General features: G+C 73.5%; 13 protein-coding genes. 9 read left to right on the top strand and 4 right to left on the bottom strand.

The genetic code is table 11. From position 1 onward, the window contains the following. Window positions 1-108: 108 nt before the first annotated feature. Window positions 109-393, bottom strand: a complete 285-nt coding sequence (locus ACFV8H_RS20725; protein WP_380401825.1) for a hypothetical protein — start codon at window positions 391-393, stop codon at window positions 109-111. A gap of 214 nt (window positions 394-607) precedes the next feature. Here ACFV8H_RS20725 and ACFV8H_RS20720 point away from each other — a divergent pair, with 214 nt between their 5' ends. The 3 genes from ACFV8H_RS20720 to ACFV8H_RS20710 all read left to right on the top strand — a co-directional run bounded on the left by ACFV8H_RS20720 (window position 608) and on the right by ACFV8H_RS20710 (window position 6,783). Continuing rightward, on the top strand, window positions 608-3,571 hold the full coding sequence (locus tag ACFV8H_RS20720; RefSeq protein ID WP_380401822.1) for a BTAD domain-containing putative transcriptional regulator: 2,964 nt from the start codon (window positions 608-610) through the stop codon (window positions 3,569-3,571). Window positions 3,572-4,138: 567 nt separating this feature from the next. Beyond that, window positions 4,139-4,837: a class I SAM-dependent methyltransferase gene (locus ACFV8H_RS20715; RefSeq protein WP_380401957.1), complete on the top strand. Its 699-nt coding sequence runs from the start codon at window positions 4,139-4,141 to the stop codon at window positions 4,835-4,837. 68 nt (window positions 4,838-4,905) lie between these two features. After that, window positions 4,906-6,783, top strand: a complete 1,878-nt coding sequence (locus ACFV8H_RS20710) for a SpoIIE family protein phosphatase (RefSeq protein WP_380401819.1) — start codon at window positions 4,906-4,908, stop codon at window positions 6,781-6,783. Window positions 6,784-6,838: 55 nt separating this feature from the next. Here ACFV8H_RS20710 and ACFV8H_RS20705 read toward each other — a convergent pair whose 3' ends face one another. Then, complete coding sequence (locus ACFV8H_RS20705; protein ID WP_380401816.1) at window positions 6,839-9,028, bottom strand: MMPL family transporter; 2,190 nt, start codon at window positions 9,026-9,028, stop codon at window positions 6,839-6,841. A 168-nt stretch (window positions 9,029-9,196) separates the two neighbouring features. Here ACFV8H_RS20705 and ACFV8H_RS20700 point away from each other — a divergent pair, with 168 nt between their 5' ends. Then, window positions 9,197-9,820, top strand: coding sequence for a TetR/AcrR family transcriptional regulator (locus tag ACFV8H_RS20700; protein WP_380401813.1), 624 nt, complete (start codon window positions 9,197-9,199; stop codon window positions 9,818-9,820). 32 nt (window positions 9,821-9,852) lie between these two features. On the opposite strand, the gene ACFV8H_RS20695 is transcribed toward ACFV8H_RS20700, so the two are convergent. Then, window positions 9,853-10,809 (bottom strand): LysR substrate-binding domain-containing protein, encoded by a 957-nt coding sequence (locus ACFV8H_RS20695; RefSeq protein WP_375884623.1) that lies wholly within the window; start codon window positions 10,807-10,809, stop codon window positions 9,853-9,855. 192 nt (window positions 10,810-11,001) lie between these two features. Here ACFV8H_RS20695 and ACFV8H_RS20690 point away from each other — a divergent pair, with 192 nt between their 5' ends. The 5 genes from ACFV8H_RS20690 (at window position 11,002) to ACFV8H_RS20670 (ending at window position 14,606) form a co-directional block, all read left to right on the top strand. Next, window positions 11,002-11,553 carry a peroxiredoxin gene (locus ACFV8H_RS20690; protein WP_375884621.1) on the top strand — a complete coding sequence of 184 codons (552 nt, stop codon included), beginning with the start codon at window positions 11,002-11,004 and terminating at the stop codon, window positions 11,551-11,553. 3 nt (window positions 11,554-11,556) lie between these two features. Further along, complete coding sequence (locus ACFV8H_RS20685; protein WP_375884619.1) at window positions 11,557-12,099, top strand: alkyl hydroperoxide reductase; 543 nt, start codon at window positions 11,557-11,559, stop codon at window positions 12,097-12,099. A gap of 129 nt (window positions 12,100-12,228) precedes the next feature. Then, on the top strand, window positions 12,229-12,609 hold the full coding sequence (locus tag ACFV8H_RS20680; protein WP_375884617.1) for a WXG100 family type VII secretion target: 381 nt from the start codon (window positions 12,229-12,231) through the stop codon (window positions 12,607-12,609). Between the two features lie 10 nt (window positions 12,610-12,619). Continuing rightward, window positions 12,620-14,227 (top strand): alpha/beta hydrolase, encoded by a 1,608-nt coding sequence (locus ACFV8H_RS20675; RefSeq protein ID WP_380401808.1) that lies wholly within the window; start codon window positions 12,620-12,622, stop codon window positions 14,225-14,227. Beyond that, on the top strand, window positions 14,220-14,606 hold the full coding sequence (locus tag ACFV8H_RS20670; protein WP_380401805.1) for a hypothetical protein: 387 nt from the start codon (window positions 14,220-14,222) through the stop codon (window positions 14,604-14,606). Before ACFV8H_RS20675 ends, ACFV8H_RS20670 begins: the two co-directional genes overlap by 8 nt. Here the strand turns inward: ACFV8H_RS20670 and ACFV8H_RS20665 are convergent. Continuing rightward, window positions 14,588-16,090: an AI-2E family transporter gene (locus ACFV8H_RS20665; RefSeq protein WP_380401803.1), complete on the bottom strand. Its 1,503-nt coding sequence runs from the start codon at window positions 16,088-16,090 to the stop codon at window positions 14,588-14,590. The two genes, ACFV8H_RS20670 and ACFV8H_RS20665, sit on opposite strands and share 19 nt — an antisense overlap. Between the last annotated feature and the right edge of the window lie 469 nt (window positions 16,091-16,559).

Genomic DNA, 16,559 nt, shown 5'->3' with positions numbered 1-16,559 from the left:
GCGGGTATACCCCCAACCGTGCTACCCCACAAGTATTTCCCCGCCAACAACCCAGCTCGCCCCCCCCCCCGGGCCGGGGCCCGGGGGCCACCGCCGGGCGGGGGCCGCTTACGGGTGGCCGCCGATGATGCTCTCCGGCTTGCGCGGGGTGTCCGGCCCGCCGGTGGTCGACGGCGCGGGCTCGCCCACGTACTGCCCCTCGTCGCCGAATGAGCCGTTCTCGAACGCGGTCTTGTCCGCGTCGGTCGGTGCGGTGTACCCGGTGGGGTTCGAGGACGCGGCGACCGCACCCTCGACAGCCTTGCCGGCCTCCACAGCGGCGGCCGGGGCGCCGGTCTGCGCCGCGTTCTCGGGCGTCACCGGCACCGTGGTCTCGCTCTGGTCGTTGGCCATTGGGCGGCCGCCTTTCGGTCATCAAATGTGTTCAGCCCGACCTCCGTGGCGCGGGCGCGCGGACAGTATCGTAGGGTTGATTAAATGTCCGATAAACACTGTGCGGCTTGCGGTGCCGCCCGGCAGAGTCGGGCGTCCGCCTAAGCTGAGCCACCACGGCGGACCGCCGAGCGCCCTTTCACAGAATCGACACGACAGGCCATCGGGGGACTTCATGGAGTTTCGGGAGACGCCGCAGGCACCTGCGCTGCGCTTCCAAGTCCTCGGTCCGGTCCAGGCCTGGCTCGACGGGAAACCCCTCTCTCTCGGATCCCCTCAACAACAAGCCGTTCTGACCACCCTCCTGCTGCACTCCGGACGCCCGGTCACCACCCAGGACCTGGTCGACGCGCTCTGGGGTGACCGCCCCCCGACCCAGGCCGTGGCAGCGCTGCGCACCTACGTCTCCCGGCTTCGCTCCGTCATCGAGCCCCGCCGGGAGGTGCGCCGCCCCGCCGAGCTGCTCGTCTCCGTCGCCGACGGCTACGCCCTGCGGATCCCGGGCGAGTCCCTCGACCTGTCGGTCTTCGAGAGGCTCTCCGCCGAGGCCGCGACCGCCCGTTCCTCGGGCGACAAGGCCGAGGCGCACCGGCTGCTGGCTCAGGCCCTGGACCTGTTCAGCGGCCGCCCGCTCACCGGTGTCCCGGGCCCGTACGCGGACGCCCAGCGACTGCGGCTGTCCGAACGTCAGGTCGCCGCCTCCGAGGACCTGTGCGCCGCCGCCCTCGACATCGGCCTGCACGCCGAGGTCGTCGGCGAGCTCAACAACCTGACCGCCGAGCACCCGCTCCGCGAGCGCCTGCGCGAGCTGCTGATGCTGGCGCTGTACCGCTGCGGACGCCAGGCGGAGGCGCTCGGCGTCTACACCGACACCCGCAAACTGCTGATCGAGGAACTCGGGGTCGAACCGGGTGTCGGCCTCTCCTCGATGCACAACCGCATCCTCGCGGCCGACCCCACGCTCGCCGTCCCCGCTGCCCCGGTCGCCGCGGTTCGCAAGGAAGGCCCGACGACTCCCCCGGCCCCGGCCCAACTCCCGGCGGACGTCTCGGATTTCAGCGGACGCTCGGAGCTGGTGGGGGACCTCTCGGCAGTCCTGATGAACGCCACCGGGCAGGCCGTGGTGGTGACTTCACTGGCCGGCATCGGCGGGGTCGGGAAGACCACTCTCGCGGTGCACGTCGCCCACCGCGTGCGCGCCGAGTTCCCGGACGGACAGCTGTACGTCGACCTCCGCGGCGCAGGCGCCTCACCGGCCGATCCGGCCGTCGTCCTGGGCGACTTCCTCCACTCCCTCGGTGTCACCGAGAACCCCGACGCGCTCGAACAGCGGGCTGCCCTCTACCGCTCGCTGCTCGCCAACCGCCGCATGCTGATCCTGCTGGACAACGCCCGGGACGCCGAACAGATCCGGCCTCTCATCCCCGGGGTGTCCGGCTGCGCCGTACTCGCCACCAGCCGGTCCCGGCTGGCCGGCATCCACGGTGCCCAGCTGTTCGACGTCGAGGAGCTGACCCCTTCCGAGGCACTCACCCTCTTCTCGGCCATCGTCGGCGAGCAGCGGGTCGCCGCCGAGCCCGAGGCCGCCATGAAGGTGGTCACCGCCTGCGGGTTCCTCCCGCTGGCCGTCCGCATCGCCGCCGCCCGGCTGGCCAGCCGCCCCCGGTGGAGCGTCTCCGACCTGGCCACTCGGTTAGCCGACCAACGGCGGCGGCTCGACGAACTCCAGCTCGGCAACCTCGCCGTGGAGACCACCATCGGGCTCGGCTACGGACAGCTGTCCGTGGACGAGGCCCGCGCCTTTCGGCTCCTCGCCCTGATCGACTCCCCCGACATCCCGCTCGCGGCCGCCGCGGCGCTGCTCGGCGTGGACGAGTACACCGCCGAGGACCTCGCCGAGGCCCTCGTCGAGGCGAACATGCTGGAATGCTTCGCCCCCGGCCGCTACCGCTACCACGACCTGCTCCGGCTCTACGCCCAGCGCAAGAACGAGCGGATCGGGGACACCGCGGAGCAGGAGCGGGCGGTGCACCGGCTCCTGGAGCTGCTGATCCCGACCCTGCGCAACGCGGCCCAGACCATCGAACCGGACGACCCGCTGTCCGACCTGCTGACCGACCCGGCGTCACCCGGGCTCGCCCTGCCCACCAGCGCTTCCGCCCAGGACTGGGTCCGGACCGAGGGCGCGCTGCTCCTCAACGCCATGGCCGCGGCGGCGAACGGGCCGGTCGCCTCGCAGCACGCGGCGCTCGACCTGCTGATCCTGCTGTACGGCCTCGGCCCGGACCCGACCCACGGCCCCCAGGTACGGCCGATCCTGGAGAACGTCGGCCGCGCGGCGGAGCAGCGCGGCGACCGCGCCGCGCTCGCCCGGGTCCACTTCGCTCTCGGCACCCTGCAGTCCGCGACCAGCGACTTCCAGGACGCCGAGCACTCGCTGCGCCGCAGCCTCGACCACCAGGCACCGGACGACCCGACCGTCCTGCAGCTGGCCGCGGCCAACATGCTGGGCGTGATCCTGAGCGTGGGCAACCGCCCGGCCGAGGCCCTGCCGTTCCTGGAGCAGGCCCGCGCCGCCAACCGGACGGTCGGCACCTCCATCGGCGCGGCGCGCATCGTCAGCAACATCGCCCGGGTCCAGCACCGGCTGGGCATGACCGAGACCGCGGTCCAGTCCGCCGGTGAGGGCGTCGCCGCCGCACGGACCTCGGACAACGGCCCGCTGCTCGCCCAGACGCTGTACCAGCTCGGTGTGGTGCTCCCGGGCAGCGAGGCCGTCCCGCACCTACGGGAGGCCCACCAGCTCTACCAGTCCCAGCGCAACCCGCTCTGGGAGGGCTACACGCTGGCCCGACTGGCTTCCGCCCTGCTCGTCGCCGAGGAGCACGCCGAGGCCGCCGACGCGGCAGGTCAGTCGCTCGCCATCGGGCAGGACATGGGTTCCGCCTACTGCCAGGGCCTGGCCAACGCCGCGCTCGGCGAGGCCCTGCTCGCCCTCGCCCAGCCGGCCCGTGGGCTCGCCTGCCTCCAGGAGGCGCACGCGATCTTCACGCGGCTCGGTGTGCCGGAGGCCTCCCCCGTGGCGGACCTCATCTCCCGACAGCACACCGAGCCCTTCTCTTCTCCCCCCGCGCCGTGAGGCCTCCGCTCCCCCGCGGAGCACCTCCCCCGATCCGCGCGTCGGCGCTCCCGCAGCCCCCCGGCTGCGGGAGCGCCCTCAACGCTTCCCCGGCGCTGGTCTCTACTGTGCACCTCGCCGATTGACGTTCGATAAACGTCCGATTGTCAGCCTGCGGATTGGTGAAACCGCAGGTCAGCGGCGTCCGACCCGGCGCGCTGTGCGGCGTGCGGGGCCGGTCGCACCACCCGGCCCGCACCCCTGTGCTTCCGCGGACCCGTCCCACATCGGCCCAAGCATGACGAGTTGGCCGGAAAGGGACCCCATGGCGCAGTGATCACGCATATTCTCAGATGCCAGTACGCACACGAGTGTCTGCCGGCAACGTGTCGGGGTGCAGGCCGTCTGTGTGATGCGGGGAGCGTGACGTACCGCCACCGGCAGCGGCCCAGGAGGCTGCGGAGGAGCCGACCGGAGGCCACGGGTGGAAGGGTGCCTCTCAACGTGACGACCGGACAGATATCCGACGCGTTCCCGGTCGGCGAGGACGCCGGCGACGACGGGCCGGACGGCCCGGACGGCCCCGACGTGCGGCAACGCCGGGCGGCCCGGGCCCTGCAGGCGGTCGCCTTCGACACCATCGGTGCCGGGTACGGCGAGGCCTTCCCCGCCAAGGACGGCCAGCTGGAGTGCGGGCGGCGGCTGCTCGCCGAGCTGGAACCCGGCGCCCGGGTGCTGGACGTGGGCTGCGGCACCGGCGAGCCGACCGTGGGCCAGCTGACCGCCGGCGGGCTGCGGGTGACCGGGATAGACCTCTCGGACGTGATGCTGACGCTGGCCCGCCGGGCTCGGATCGAGGGAGCGCACCCGGCCGAGTTCCACCGCATCGACCTGTACGATCTGGCCACCGAGCGCGCCGACCGGGTGTGGGGCGTGCCCGCGCTGGGGCCGGCGGGCCGCGGCACCTTCGCCGCCGTCACCGCGTTCTTCTCACTGATCCTGCTGCCGCAGGACGAGATCCCGACCGTGCTCGGCCGGCTGCGCGAACTCCTGCGGCCGGGCGGACTGCTGGTGCTCGGTATGGTCGAGGCGGACCTGGATCACGTTCCGCTTCCGTTCCTTGGCAGAGAGCTGCGGATCAGTGGGTATCTGAGGGAGGATCTGGAGCGGGTTCTGGTCGCGGCCGGTTTCGCCGTCGAGGAGTGCTCGGGGCATCCGTACGCGCCGGCCAGTACCACGCTGCCGCCGGAGGAACAGCTGTTCCTGTGCTGTCGACGCGTCGGCTGACCGACCAGAGGACCAGAACAGCTCACCGTCCAGACCTCCCGACCACACCGAATCCAGGACAGGCAGCCGTGCGCGACCAGCTCAAGACCGAGGCGGAGCAGCCGCCCGCCGTCCCGGGTCAGCGCGTCCGGATCCCGGCCCGGCCGGACGAACCGGTCAGGGCCGTGGCCCCGGCGAAGCCGCCGACGGCGCGGCCGGACCGCACCGGGGCGGCGGACGGGCTGGCGGACCGCCTCGCCTACCTCGACGCGGCGACCCGGCGGATCAACAGCGCCCTCGACCTGGCCGCGACCCTGCGCAACATCGGCCGGGTGCTGGTCCCGACCCTCGCCGACGCCGCCGTCGTCCACCTGCGCGACCCGCTGCCCAACGTGGAGCGCGAGCCCGGCTTCCCCGAGGAGCTGCGGATCCACCACAGCACCGGCACCCGGATCGGCCGCCGCGGCCGCAAGAGCGGCGCGGACGACCGGCACCGCTCGCGTTTCGGCTCCCGCTCGACCGCGGACACCGGCCCGGCCACCCCGGTCACCCGGGGCGGCGCGCTGGCGCACATCCTGCTGAGCCGCCGCCCCGCCGAGTCGGCCGTCCTGGGCACGCCCGCCGCCGAGCGCACCGAGGCGCTGCTGCGCGAGGTGTACGGCCCCCGCGGGCTGGCCCGGCTGGCGGCCGGCACCTCGGTGGTGGCCCTTCCGTTGCGCGGCCGCAAGGCCGTCCTCGGTCTGCTGGTGCTGATCCGCCGGCCCCCTGAACGCACCGGCCGGCCGGCCTTCGACGCGGCGGACACCGCGACCGCCGCGCACCTGGCGACCCAGGCGGGGCTGGCGGTGGACACCGCGCTGCGGTACGCCCGCGAGTGGGAGATAGCCAACGAACTCCAGCGCAGCATGCTGCCGTTGCGGCTGCCGCAGTCGCACGGCGTCCGGCTCGCCCAGCGCTACCTGCCCGGTGAGCGCGGCGCCCAGGTCGGCGGCGACTGGTACGACGCGGTGCCACTGCCCGGCAACCGGGTCGCCCTGATCGTCGGCGACGTGATGGGCCACTCGCTCACCTCGGCCGCCATCATGGGCCAACTCCGCACCAGCGCGCAGACCTTGGCCGCACTCGACCTGCCGCCGCACGAGGTGCTCTACCACCTGGACGAACAGGCCCAGCGGCTCGGCCGCGAACAGCACCTGGCCACCTGCGTGTACGCGGTGTACGACCCGATCGCCAACCGCGTCGTGCTGGCCAACGCCGGGCACGTCCCGCCGGTGCTGGTCCGCCCGGACGGCACGGCCGAGTTGGTGGAGCTGGACTCCGGGGCGCCGATCGGGGTCGGCGGGGTGGACTTCAACTCGGTCGAGCTGCCCGCGCCGCCCGGATCGGCGCTGCTGCTGTTCACCGACGGCCTGGTAGAGACCCGCACCCGCCCGCTCAGCGACGGCCTGGAGGTGCTCCGCGCGCGGATCGCGGCCGCCCGCTGGCAGTCCCCCGAGCAGCTGTGCCAGGAGGCGCTGCGGATCCTGCCGCCCGGGGACCGCGGCGACGACATCGCCCTGCTGGGCGCCTGCTTCGACGGCATCCCGGCCGGGGACGTCGCCCACTGGTACCTGCAGCCGCGCAACGAGACGCCGGGCCGGGCCCGCCGGCTGGCCGCGCACACGCTGCGCCGCTGGGGGCTGGACGAGCTGAGCGAGGCGACCGAGCTGATGGTCAGCGAGCTGGTGACCAACGCCGTCCAGCACGCGACCCGCCCGGTCACCCTGAGCCTGGTGCGCACCACCCGGCTGCGCTGCGAGGTCGGCGACGACAGCCCGCTGCTGCCGCGGCCGCGCCGTACCGGTCCGGAGGACGAACGCGGGCGCGGGCTCCAGATAGTGGCCCGGTGCGCGGACCGCTGGGGCGCCACCCGGCTGGGCACCGGCAAGGTGGTCTGGTTCGAGCAGCGGCTGCCCGCCGGGACGTGACGGTGCCCGGCGGGACGTCGGATCCCGCCGGGCACCGCCGGGCACCGCCGAGCCGTCAGACCCCCGCGGGCTCCTTCGCCGACCGGCGCTCCCCCTCCAGCCGGGCGATCAGCTGCTCGCCCTCCATGTCGACCTTCGGCACGACCTTCTCCAGTCGCTTCGGGAACCACCAGGCCGCCTTGCCGAACAGCGCCATCGCCGCCGGCACCAGGGCCATCCGCACCACGAAGGCGTCCACCAACACGCCCACCGCGAGGGCGAAGCCGATCGGCTGGACGATCGGGTCGTGCCCGAACACGAAGGCCCCGAACACCGAGACCATGATCAGCGCGGCCGCCGTCACCACCCGGGCGCCGCCCTTCACACCGCCGACGACCGCCTCGCGCGGCGCCTTGCCGTGGACGTACTGCTCCTTCATCCCGGAGACCAGGAACAGCTCGTAGTCCATCGCCAGCCCGAACAGCACGCCGATCAGCAGGATCGGCACGAAGCTGACCACCGGGCCGACCTTGGGCACGTCGATCAGGCCGTCCAGCCAGCCCCACTGGTAGACCGCGACCACCGCGCCGAGCGAGGCCAGGATGCTGAGCAGGAAGCCCAGCACCGCCTTGAGCGGCACCAGCACCGAGCGGAAGGCCAGCGCCAGCAGCACCAGGGCGATGCCGACGATCACCGCGACGAACGGCGGCAGGGCCTGGCCGAGCTTGGTGGAGACGTCGATGTTGGCGGCGGTGGTGCCGGTGACGGCGATGCTCGCGCCGGTCGCGGCCCGGATGCCGTCGCGCTGGTCGCGGATCTCGTTGACCAGCGCCCGGGTGTCCTGGTGGTCCGGGCCGGTCCTCGGGATGACCGGCACCAGGGCGGTGCCGCTGCCCGCGTCCACCTTCGGGGGCAGCAGGGTCTGCACGCCCTTCAAGCCCTGGAGCCGGCCCGCCACCTCCTGGACGGCCTGCTCGGGGCGCGGTGCGCCGTGGGCGTCGACGACCACCACCAGCGGCGCGTTGAAGCCTGGGCCGAAGCCGTCGCCGACCAGGTCGTACGCCTTGCGGGCGTCCGTTCCGACGGCCTGTGAGCCGCCGCCCGGCAGGCCGAGGTCCAGGCTCGCGGCGGGCACCGCCATGGCGCCCAGTCCGGCCAGGCCGACCAGCAGCACGGGCAGCGGGCGGCGGACCACGAAGCGGGCCCAGCGCTCGCCGAGGGTGACCTTGCCGTGGGTGGTGAGCGCCCGCTTCCAGACCGGCAGCCGGTCGATCGCGCGGCCGGTGAAGCCGAGCACCGCGGGCAGCAGGGTGATCGCGACCAGGACGGCCACCACGACGGCGCCGGAGGCGGCCAGGCCCATCACGGTGAGGAACGGGACGCCGGCGACGGCCAGTCCGGCGAGCGCCACGACCACGGTCAGCCCGGCGAAGACGACGGCGCTGCCGGCGGTCGCGGTGGCCCGGGCCGCGGACTCCTCGGGCTCCAGGCCCTCGGCCAGGTGGCGGCGGTGGCGGAACAGGATGAACAGGGCGTAGTCGATGCCGACCGCGAGGCCGACCATCAGGGCCAGCACCGGCGCGGTGGTGATGATCTCGAACGAGCCGGTCAGCGCCAGCAGCCCGGCCATCGCGACGGCGACGCCGACCAGCGCGGTCAGCAGCGGCAGCCCGGCCGCGACCAGGGTGCCGAGGGTGATCACCAGCACCAGCCCGGCCACCACCAGGCCGACCGCCTCGGAGCCGCCCTCGATCTGGGCGAACCTGTTGTACGCGTCGCCGCCGAAGGCCACCTCCAGCCCGGCCGCGCGGGCCGGCTCGGCGGCGGCCCGGACGGCGTCCCGCTGCTGGTCGGTGACCTCGGCGAGCTTGTGGTCGAAGGAGACCAGCGCGATCGCGACCCTGCCGTCCGGGGAGACCGCGCCGGTGGCGTACGGGTCGGGCACCGCGGCCACGCCGGGGACGTGGGCGATCCGGGTGACGGCCTCGCCGACCGCCTTGCCCGCCTCGGGCGAGGCCATGCCGCCGGGCGCCGGGGCGGCGAAGACCACCTGGGCGGAGCCGTGGCCCTGCTCGGGGAAGGTGCCCTTGATCCGGTCCAGGGTGGCCTGGGCCTCGGTGCCGGGGACTTTGAACTCGTCGCTGGTGCTGCCCGCGAGGGCGCCCGCGGCCCCGCCCACGGCGATCAGCAGCGCGACCCAGACGGCCAGCACGGCGCGCCTTCTCCGGAAGCAGTAACGGCCCAGTCGGTACAGGTACGTGGCCAAGGTCTGACCCCTCGCGGTGCGGTCGGCGGACGGACGGTCGCCAGGCGGGTGCCCGGGCGGACCCCTCCCACGGTAGACCCAACTTTGTCAGGTGACAAAGTTGACCGACCCAATCGACCGACACGGTTACCCGACACAGTTGCCCGCCCATGGCGCTACCCTGGCTGGATGGCTCATGTCCCCGCCTCCGAACGCCGACCGCAGCTGGTCCGGGCCGCGATCGACCTGATGACCCGGGAAGGGGTCTCCGCCGGCAGCACCCGCGCGATCGCGGCGGAGCTGGGCGTGGCACAGGCGACGGTGCACTACACCTTCGGCACCAAGAAGGACCTCTACCGGGCCGTCGTCGAGGAGGTCGCCGCCCAGTTCATCGACCAGGTGCGCGCCGCCTCACCCGGCGACGGACCGTTCGGCGACCAGGTCCGCACCCTGGTCCACGCCCTCTGGGAGGCCGCCACCGGCGAGGACGGGCGCTGCGTCCTGCTCAGCGAGTTCGAGACGCTGGCGATGCGCGACCCGGACGTCCGGGAGATCATGCTCGGCCTCCAGCACGCCATGGAGTGCACCGCCACCGAGATGCTCGCCGCCCTCGCCACCGCCCACGGGCTGACCCTGGCGCTGCCCGCCGACCGGATCGCCGCCCACTTCCTCACCGGCTTCGACGGCCTGACGGCCCGCCACCTGATCCGGAGCCTGCCCGGCGAGCCGCCCGCCCCGGAGACCCTGGAGGCGCTGGACCTGCTGGTGACGACCACGGTCGGCCTCTGCCTCGGCGCACCGGCGGCGCGCTGACACTCAGGGCGCACCGGCGGCGCGCTGACGCCTCAGGGCGCGTCGACGATCCGGACCGGCAGCTCGGCCAGCACCTCGCGCAGCGCCGCGCCGAAGCGCTCGTACTCGGCGCTGCGGGCCGACCCCGGCCGGGTGGCCAGCCCGATCCGGCGGCCGGGCGCCGGGGCGGCGAACCGTACGGCGGCCAGCCGGTCGGTGCGACCGGCCTCGACGTCCAGCGCGGTGGCCGGCAGCAGCGTCACCCCGAGCCCCCCGGCGACGAGTTGGACCAGGGTGGACAGGCCCGCCGCGCGGGTGGTGGAGCCGGCCGGGTCGGCGCCGACCTCGCGGCAGATGTCGAGGGCCTGGTCGCGCAGGCAGTGGCCCTCCTCCAGCAGCAGCACGTCCAGGTCGAGCAGCACGTCGCGCGGCACGTCGACCCGCCCGGCGAGCGGATGCCCGGGCGGGGTGACCAGGACGAAGTCCTCGTCGAACAGCGGGATCTCCCGGGTCGGCGAGGAGCCGCCGGCCGGGAGCGCGAGCAGCAGGACGTCCAGCCGCCCGGCGGCCAGGCCCTCCAGCAGCGAGGGGGTGCGCTCCTCGTGGACGTGCAGCTCCAGCTCCGGGAAGCGGTCGCGGACCAGCCGCAGCACGGTGGGCAGCAGGTACGGGGCGACGGTCGGGATCACCCCGAGGTGCAGCGGTCCGGTGAACGGACGGCGGGCGGCGTCGACCTCCTCGGTGAGGGCCTGCAAGGAGGCGAGCACCCGGCGCGCATGCCCGTGCACACGCTCCCCCAGAGGAGTGACGATCACCTTGCGCGTCGTACGCTCGACCAGCTGCGCGCCCAGCGACTCCTCCAGCGCCGCGACCGCCCCGGACAGGGCCGGCTGACTGGTCCCGGTGGCGGCGGCGGCCTCCCGGAAGTGCCGGTGCTCCGCCACCGCGACGAAGGCCTTGAGCTGGGCGACCGTCGGCGTGCGCGGGCTGCGGACTGTGGCGCTCCCCACAGCCGCCTCGGGTTTGGCGGCGGCGGCCCTGCGGCGGGCGGGCCGGGAGGGGGGTGGTTCAGTACTGATAACAATCTCCGATCAGACACATCAAGTGTAGCTATTTCTCTGATCAGTCCACGATGTGGAATCGTGGGTCCTGTCCGGAATCCGGACAAAACTCCCCGCAGTCTCATCCCAGGAGAAGCGAACGTGCTCACGATCGGCGACAAGTTCCCCGAGTTCGACCTCAAGGCCTGTGTCGACCTGGATGCCGCGAGCGCCTTCGCCGACATCGACCACAAGACCTACGAGGGCAAGTGGAAGATCGTCTTCTTCTGGCCGATGGACTTCACCTTCGTCTGCCCGACCGAGATCGCCGCGTTCGGCAAGCTGAACGACGAGTTCGCCGACCGTGACGCCCAGATCCTCGGCGTCTCCGGCGACTCCGAGTTCGTGCACCACGCCTGGCGCAAGGACCACAAGGACCTGCGCGACCTGCCCTTCCCGATGCTGGCCGACATCAAGCACGAGCTGATGCGCGCCTGCGGTGTCGAGGGCGAGGACGGCACCGCCCAGCGCGCCGTGTTCATCGTCGACCCGAACAACGAGATCCAGTTCGTCATGGTCACCGCCGGCTCCGTCGGCCGTAACCCCAAGGAGGTCCTGCGGGTGCTGGACGCCCTGCAGACCGACGAGCTGTGCCCGTGCAACTGGACCAAGGGCGAGGACACCCTCGACGCCCAGGCCCTCCTGGCGGGCTGACCCATGGCTCTCGACGACCTGAAGGCCGCCCTTCCGGACTACGCCAAGGACCTCAAGCTCAACCTGGGCTCGGTCATCGGCAACTCCGACCTCCCCGCCCAGCAGCTCTGGGGCACCGTGCTGTCCTGCGCGATGGCCACCCGCAGCCCCGCCGTGCTGCGCGAGCTGGAGCCCGAGGCCAAGGCCAACCTCTCCCCGGAGGCGTACACCGCTGCCAAGGGCGCGGCCGCGATCATGGGGATGAACAACGTCTACTACCGGACGCTGCACCTGCTCTCCGACAAGGAGTACAGCACGATGCGGGCCGGTCTGCGGATGAACATCATCGGCACCCCGGGCGTCGAGAAGATCGACTTCGAGCTCTGGTGCTTCGCCGTCTCGGCCATCAACGGCTGCGGCCAGTGCCTCGACTCGCACGAGGCCGTGCTGCGCAAGGCCGGCGTCGACCGTGAGGTCATCCAGGCCTCGATGAAGATCGCCGCCGTCCTCCAGGCCGTGGCCGGCGTCCTCGACTCCGAGGCCGCCCTCGCCGCCGTCAACGCCTGACCCACCCGCACCACCCGAGGGGCCCCTCCGCACGGAGGGGCCCCTCGGCGTTTCCGGCACCCGGCGGGCCCAACTCGGCTACAGTGCAAGGCGATCCGTGCACGACATTCGGTCCGAGGGGGAGCCGCGATGTCCGACCATCCGGAGAACGGCGGGGGCTTCCGTGCCAACCCGGACGAACTCCAGCAGACCGGTGGCACCGCCGTCGAGACGGCCGAGCAGATCCCCGGTGAGCTCAAGGCCTTGCTCGAGGCCTCGAACCAGTCCGCCTCCGGACTGGCCGGCCTTCGGTGCGGCACCGCACTCGGCACCTGCGCCAACGCCTGGAACACCCTGCTGACCGACCTGCACGCCACGATGGGCCGGCAGGGCCGAGGCCTGATCGACGCGGGCCTCGGCTACGGCAGCACCGACCAGCAGATCAGTACGGCCTTCGGCCCGGACACCCGTACCGTCCCGGTGGGCCCGACCGCACGGCAGAAGCACAACTTCGTCCTGCACTTCGGTTAGGGGCGACCGCATGGACCTCGCCACACTGCGCGACACCGACCTGAGTCACCTGTACGCGGCGGCCGATGCCTACGACAAGCTGTACGGCGCCCTCGGGCAGCACGTGGACAAGTGGCGCGACGGCGTCGACGGCCGCATCGCGGCCGCCGACTGGGCCGGCCCCTGCGCCGACGCGGCCCGGCCGGCGCTGCGCCGCAGCACTGGCGAGCTGAAAGCCGCCCACAGCGAGATCGGGCAGATCGGCAGGAGCATCCGAGCCGGCGCCGACGCACTGGCCCTCGCCCAGTCCGCGCTGCGCACGGCACTGACCGACGCACAGACGGCCGGACTGTCCGTCGACGCCCGTGGCACGGTCTCCTGGCCGCCCGGCAGCTACGCCGACCAGCACGACCCCGAGTACCGGAAGAGCTGCGAGCGCGTCGCCACAGCACTCGCCGCCCGCATCTCGACTGCCCTGACCGAGGCCGAAGCCGTCGATCAGGCCATCGCCACCCGGCTCCAGCACTACGTCGAGCGCGCCCGGGACGGCACGGGCCTCGACTCGGGCGCCGCCCTCAGCGACCGGCTCGACCCCACCCTCGCCCCGGACGGCCTGCTGCTCGGCAGCGTCCCCAAGGACGACGCACCGCCCACCGAGGTCAATGCCTGGTGGAATGCGCTGCCCCCCGAGAAGCAGCAGTGGCTCGTCCACGAGCACCCGGACCTGGTCGGCAACCGCGACGGCGTCCCCGCGGTCGCCAGGAACCAGGCCAACCGGATCCTGCTGCCGAGACTGATCGCCGAGTACGAGCGGGGTGGTCGGTCGTCCGATCCGAACGACGACCTGAGACTGGCCGGGTACCGCAGGATCGCCGAGCGGCTGCGCCGGACCGACGGAACGGAACCGCCGGTCTTCCTGCTCGGCATCAGCGGGGAGGGGCAGGGGCGCGGCATCATCTCCTTCGGGAACCCCGACACGGCCCAGGACGTCACCTCCCTGGTCGGCGGTCTGGACACCACGCTGCAACGCATCGGCGGCGGCGACGCGGACCGGGCGAAGGCCGTGTACGACGCGGCCCAGCGCGCCGACCCGACCCGCCGCACCGCGTCCATCGCCTGGCTGGGGTACGACGCGCCGCTCAGCTTCCCGGAGGCCGGTGACCTGAGCCGCGCGCAGGGCGGCGTCGACGCCTACCGCAGGTTCCTCGAAGGGCAGCGCGTCACCCACCAGGGCGCACCGGCCCACGTCACGGCCGAGGGCCACAGCTTCGGTTCGCTGCTGGTCGGCCTCGCCGCGCGGAAACCGGCCGGGATCGCGGCCGACGACGTCATCCTGGTCGGCAGTCCCGGCACCGACGCCTTCCACGCCTCCGAGTTCTCCGTGGGGGCCGACCACACCTACGTCGGCGCCGCCTCCTGGGACCACATCTCGCACCTGGGCTGGTTCACCAGGGATCCGGCGAGCGTCGACTTCGGCGCCCACCGCTTCGCCGTGGACGGCGGGTCCCCCGACTTCACCGCGCACTCGTCCTACTGGGACGACGGCCCCGGCGACGACCGCACCTCGGTCGACAACATCGGTCGGATCGTCAGCGGCCACGGCAGCCGGATCACCCCGGCGGCCGGACGTCATGACTGACCCCCGCCCCGGCGCCCCACGAAAGCCACGGGAGCGGCGAGAACCGCGGGAGCCACGGTCCGGCGGGGGCTGGTGGACGGTCCTGGTCACCGTCCTCTGGGCAGCGGTCTGCCTCGTCGCGGTGGTCTGGACGGCGTTCGCCGCCGAGGACCCGCCCTGGCACGGGTACTACGGACTGCTGTGGGTGGTGGGGCTGCCCTGGAGCGGTCCGGTGCTCGGGGCCGTGCTGACCCGCAGGGCGCTGCGGCGCGGTGCGCCGGGCCGGTGGCACTGGGCCGCGCGGGAGGCCGGGATCGCGACCGGCGCGGTGGTGGGGCTGACGCTCGTGGCGGTCGGCACCGCCGTCCTGTCCGCCCTCGGTCAGTCGGCGGCCGGCTGAGCCGCCGCCGGCCGGGTGGCGGCCGTGCGTTCGGCGGCTTCGCGGGCGGCTTCGAGGGCGGTGAAGACGGCCTGGCCGGCCTCGTTGCGGCGGCGCAGGTGGCCGACCACGGTGTTGGTGACGGCGATCAGTGGGACGGCCACGACCGCGCCGCCGATGCCGCCGATGATGCCGCCGGCCGCGACGCCGAGGACCACGCCGAGCGGGTGGACCCGGACGGCGCGGCCGAGGATGAGCGGCTGGAGGATGTGGCTCTCCACCTGCATCACCGCGATCAGGACGACCAGCACCATCAGCGCCGTCCACGGCCCCTGGGTGACCAGGGCGATCAGGACGGCGACGGTGCCGGTGACGAGGGCGCCGACCAGCGGGACGAAGGCGCCCAGGAAGATGATCACGGCCAGCGGCATGGCCAGCGGCACGCCCAGCAGGTCGACGCCGATGCCGATGCAGAGCGCGTCGATGAAGGCCACGCAGACGGTGCCGCGCACGTACGCGGTGAGCGTGGTCCAGGCCTTGGGGCCGGCTCCGGCCATCGCGAAGCGGGACTGCCGGGGCAGGCCGCGCAGCGCCCAGTTCCAGATCCTGGAGCCGTCGTAGAGGAAGAAGAAGGTGGTGAAGAAGGTCATCAGCAGCGCGGTCAGGATCTCGACGGCGATCTGCGCGCCGGTGATCGAGGCCGAGGTGAGCTGGTCGGTGTTGGTGGTGATGGCCTTGGTGATCTGGTTGGCGAAGTCGGTGATCTGCTGCTGGGTCAGGTGCAGCGGGCCGGTGATCATCCAGTCCCGGAGCTGGTTGACGCCGGTCTTCACCTGGTTGGTGACGTCGGGCAGGTTGGTGGACACCTGCCAGACCACGAACCAGCCGACCAGCCCGATCCCGGCCAGACCGCTGAGGAAGACCCCGCCGGCCGCGAGCGAGCGCGGTACCCCGCGCCGGCGCAGCCAGGAGACCGAGGGCTCCAGCAGCGCGGTGATCAGCAGCGAGGCCAGCACCGAGAAGGCGACCAGCCGCAGCATGTCGACGACGTAGAAGAGGACGTAGAGCGCGGCGCCGAGCAGCAGCAGCCGCCAGGTCGACTCGGCGGCGACCCGCAGTCCCCACGGCACCGCCTCGGCGGGGGTGGCGGGCCGGCCGGGGTGGTACTCGCGGCCGAGTCCGGTGTGCGCGGGGGGTGCGGTCGGCGCGGCGGGCGCGGCCGCCGCGGGCGTGGTCGCGGGAGCGGGGGCCTCGGCGGCAACCTCCGCGACGGCCCTGGCGTCGGCCTCGGGCGCCACCCGGGCGGCGAGCGGCGCGGCCGTCGGCGCGGGGTCGGTGCGCGGCACCGGGACGGGGCCGGGCGCCTCGGCGAGGGCCGGTGCGGGGAGTTCGTGCGGGTCGGCCGCCATCGCGGCGCGCCGGCGCCGTTCGATCACGGCGGCCGCGCTCGCCACCACGGCCATGCCCTTGGCCACGGCCTTGAAGGCCTTTCCGCCCCGCGCCATCCTCGCTACCACCGCTTCCCTGCCGGACCCGCCGAGCCCGGCGGTAACGCCGTGGGTCGCACCACGGCCGTCAGGGATGACGCTACCCGGCGGGGGCGGGGCGAGTCCGCCCGCCGTGGGGTTCGGCTTCGACCACTTCACTTCACGAAGCCGGACAAAACGCCAGGTTTCAGGTGGTTTCGCCCAGGCGCGACGGGGGAGGACTTCGAACGGGACGCCGAGTCGTCCCATCAGGCCGACCGGTGTCGTGGAGCCGGTCGTCCGGATCGGTTCCATCGAGCCAACCGCCGGCGGACCGGCCGGTGCGGGGAGCTACCAGGACCCCTCCCCGCGCCCCGCGTCCGCACCAGGACCGCACCGCCCGTGGGCGCCTTGGTCAGCGCAGCCCGGGCGGCGCGGCCCGCCCTTTCCCGGCCGCCGCGCACGGCGTGCCCGGGAACGCCGCGGCCCCCGGCCGCTCGTCGACCCC

Source organism: Kitasatospora sp. NPDC059827 (assembly GCF_042731675.1).
Lineage (GTDB): Bacteria > Actinomycetota > Actinomycetes > Streptomycetales > Streptomycetaceae > Kitasatospora.
The sequence above is the reverse complement of the archived record's forward strand: the minus strand, read 5'-3'. Positions and strand labels throughout refer to the sequence as shown.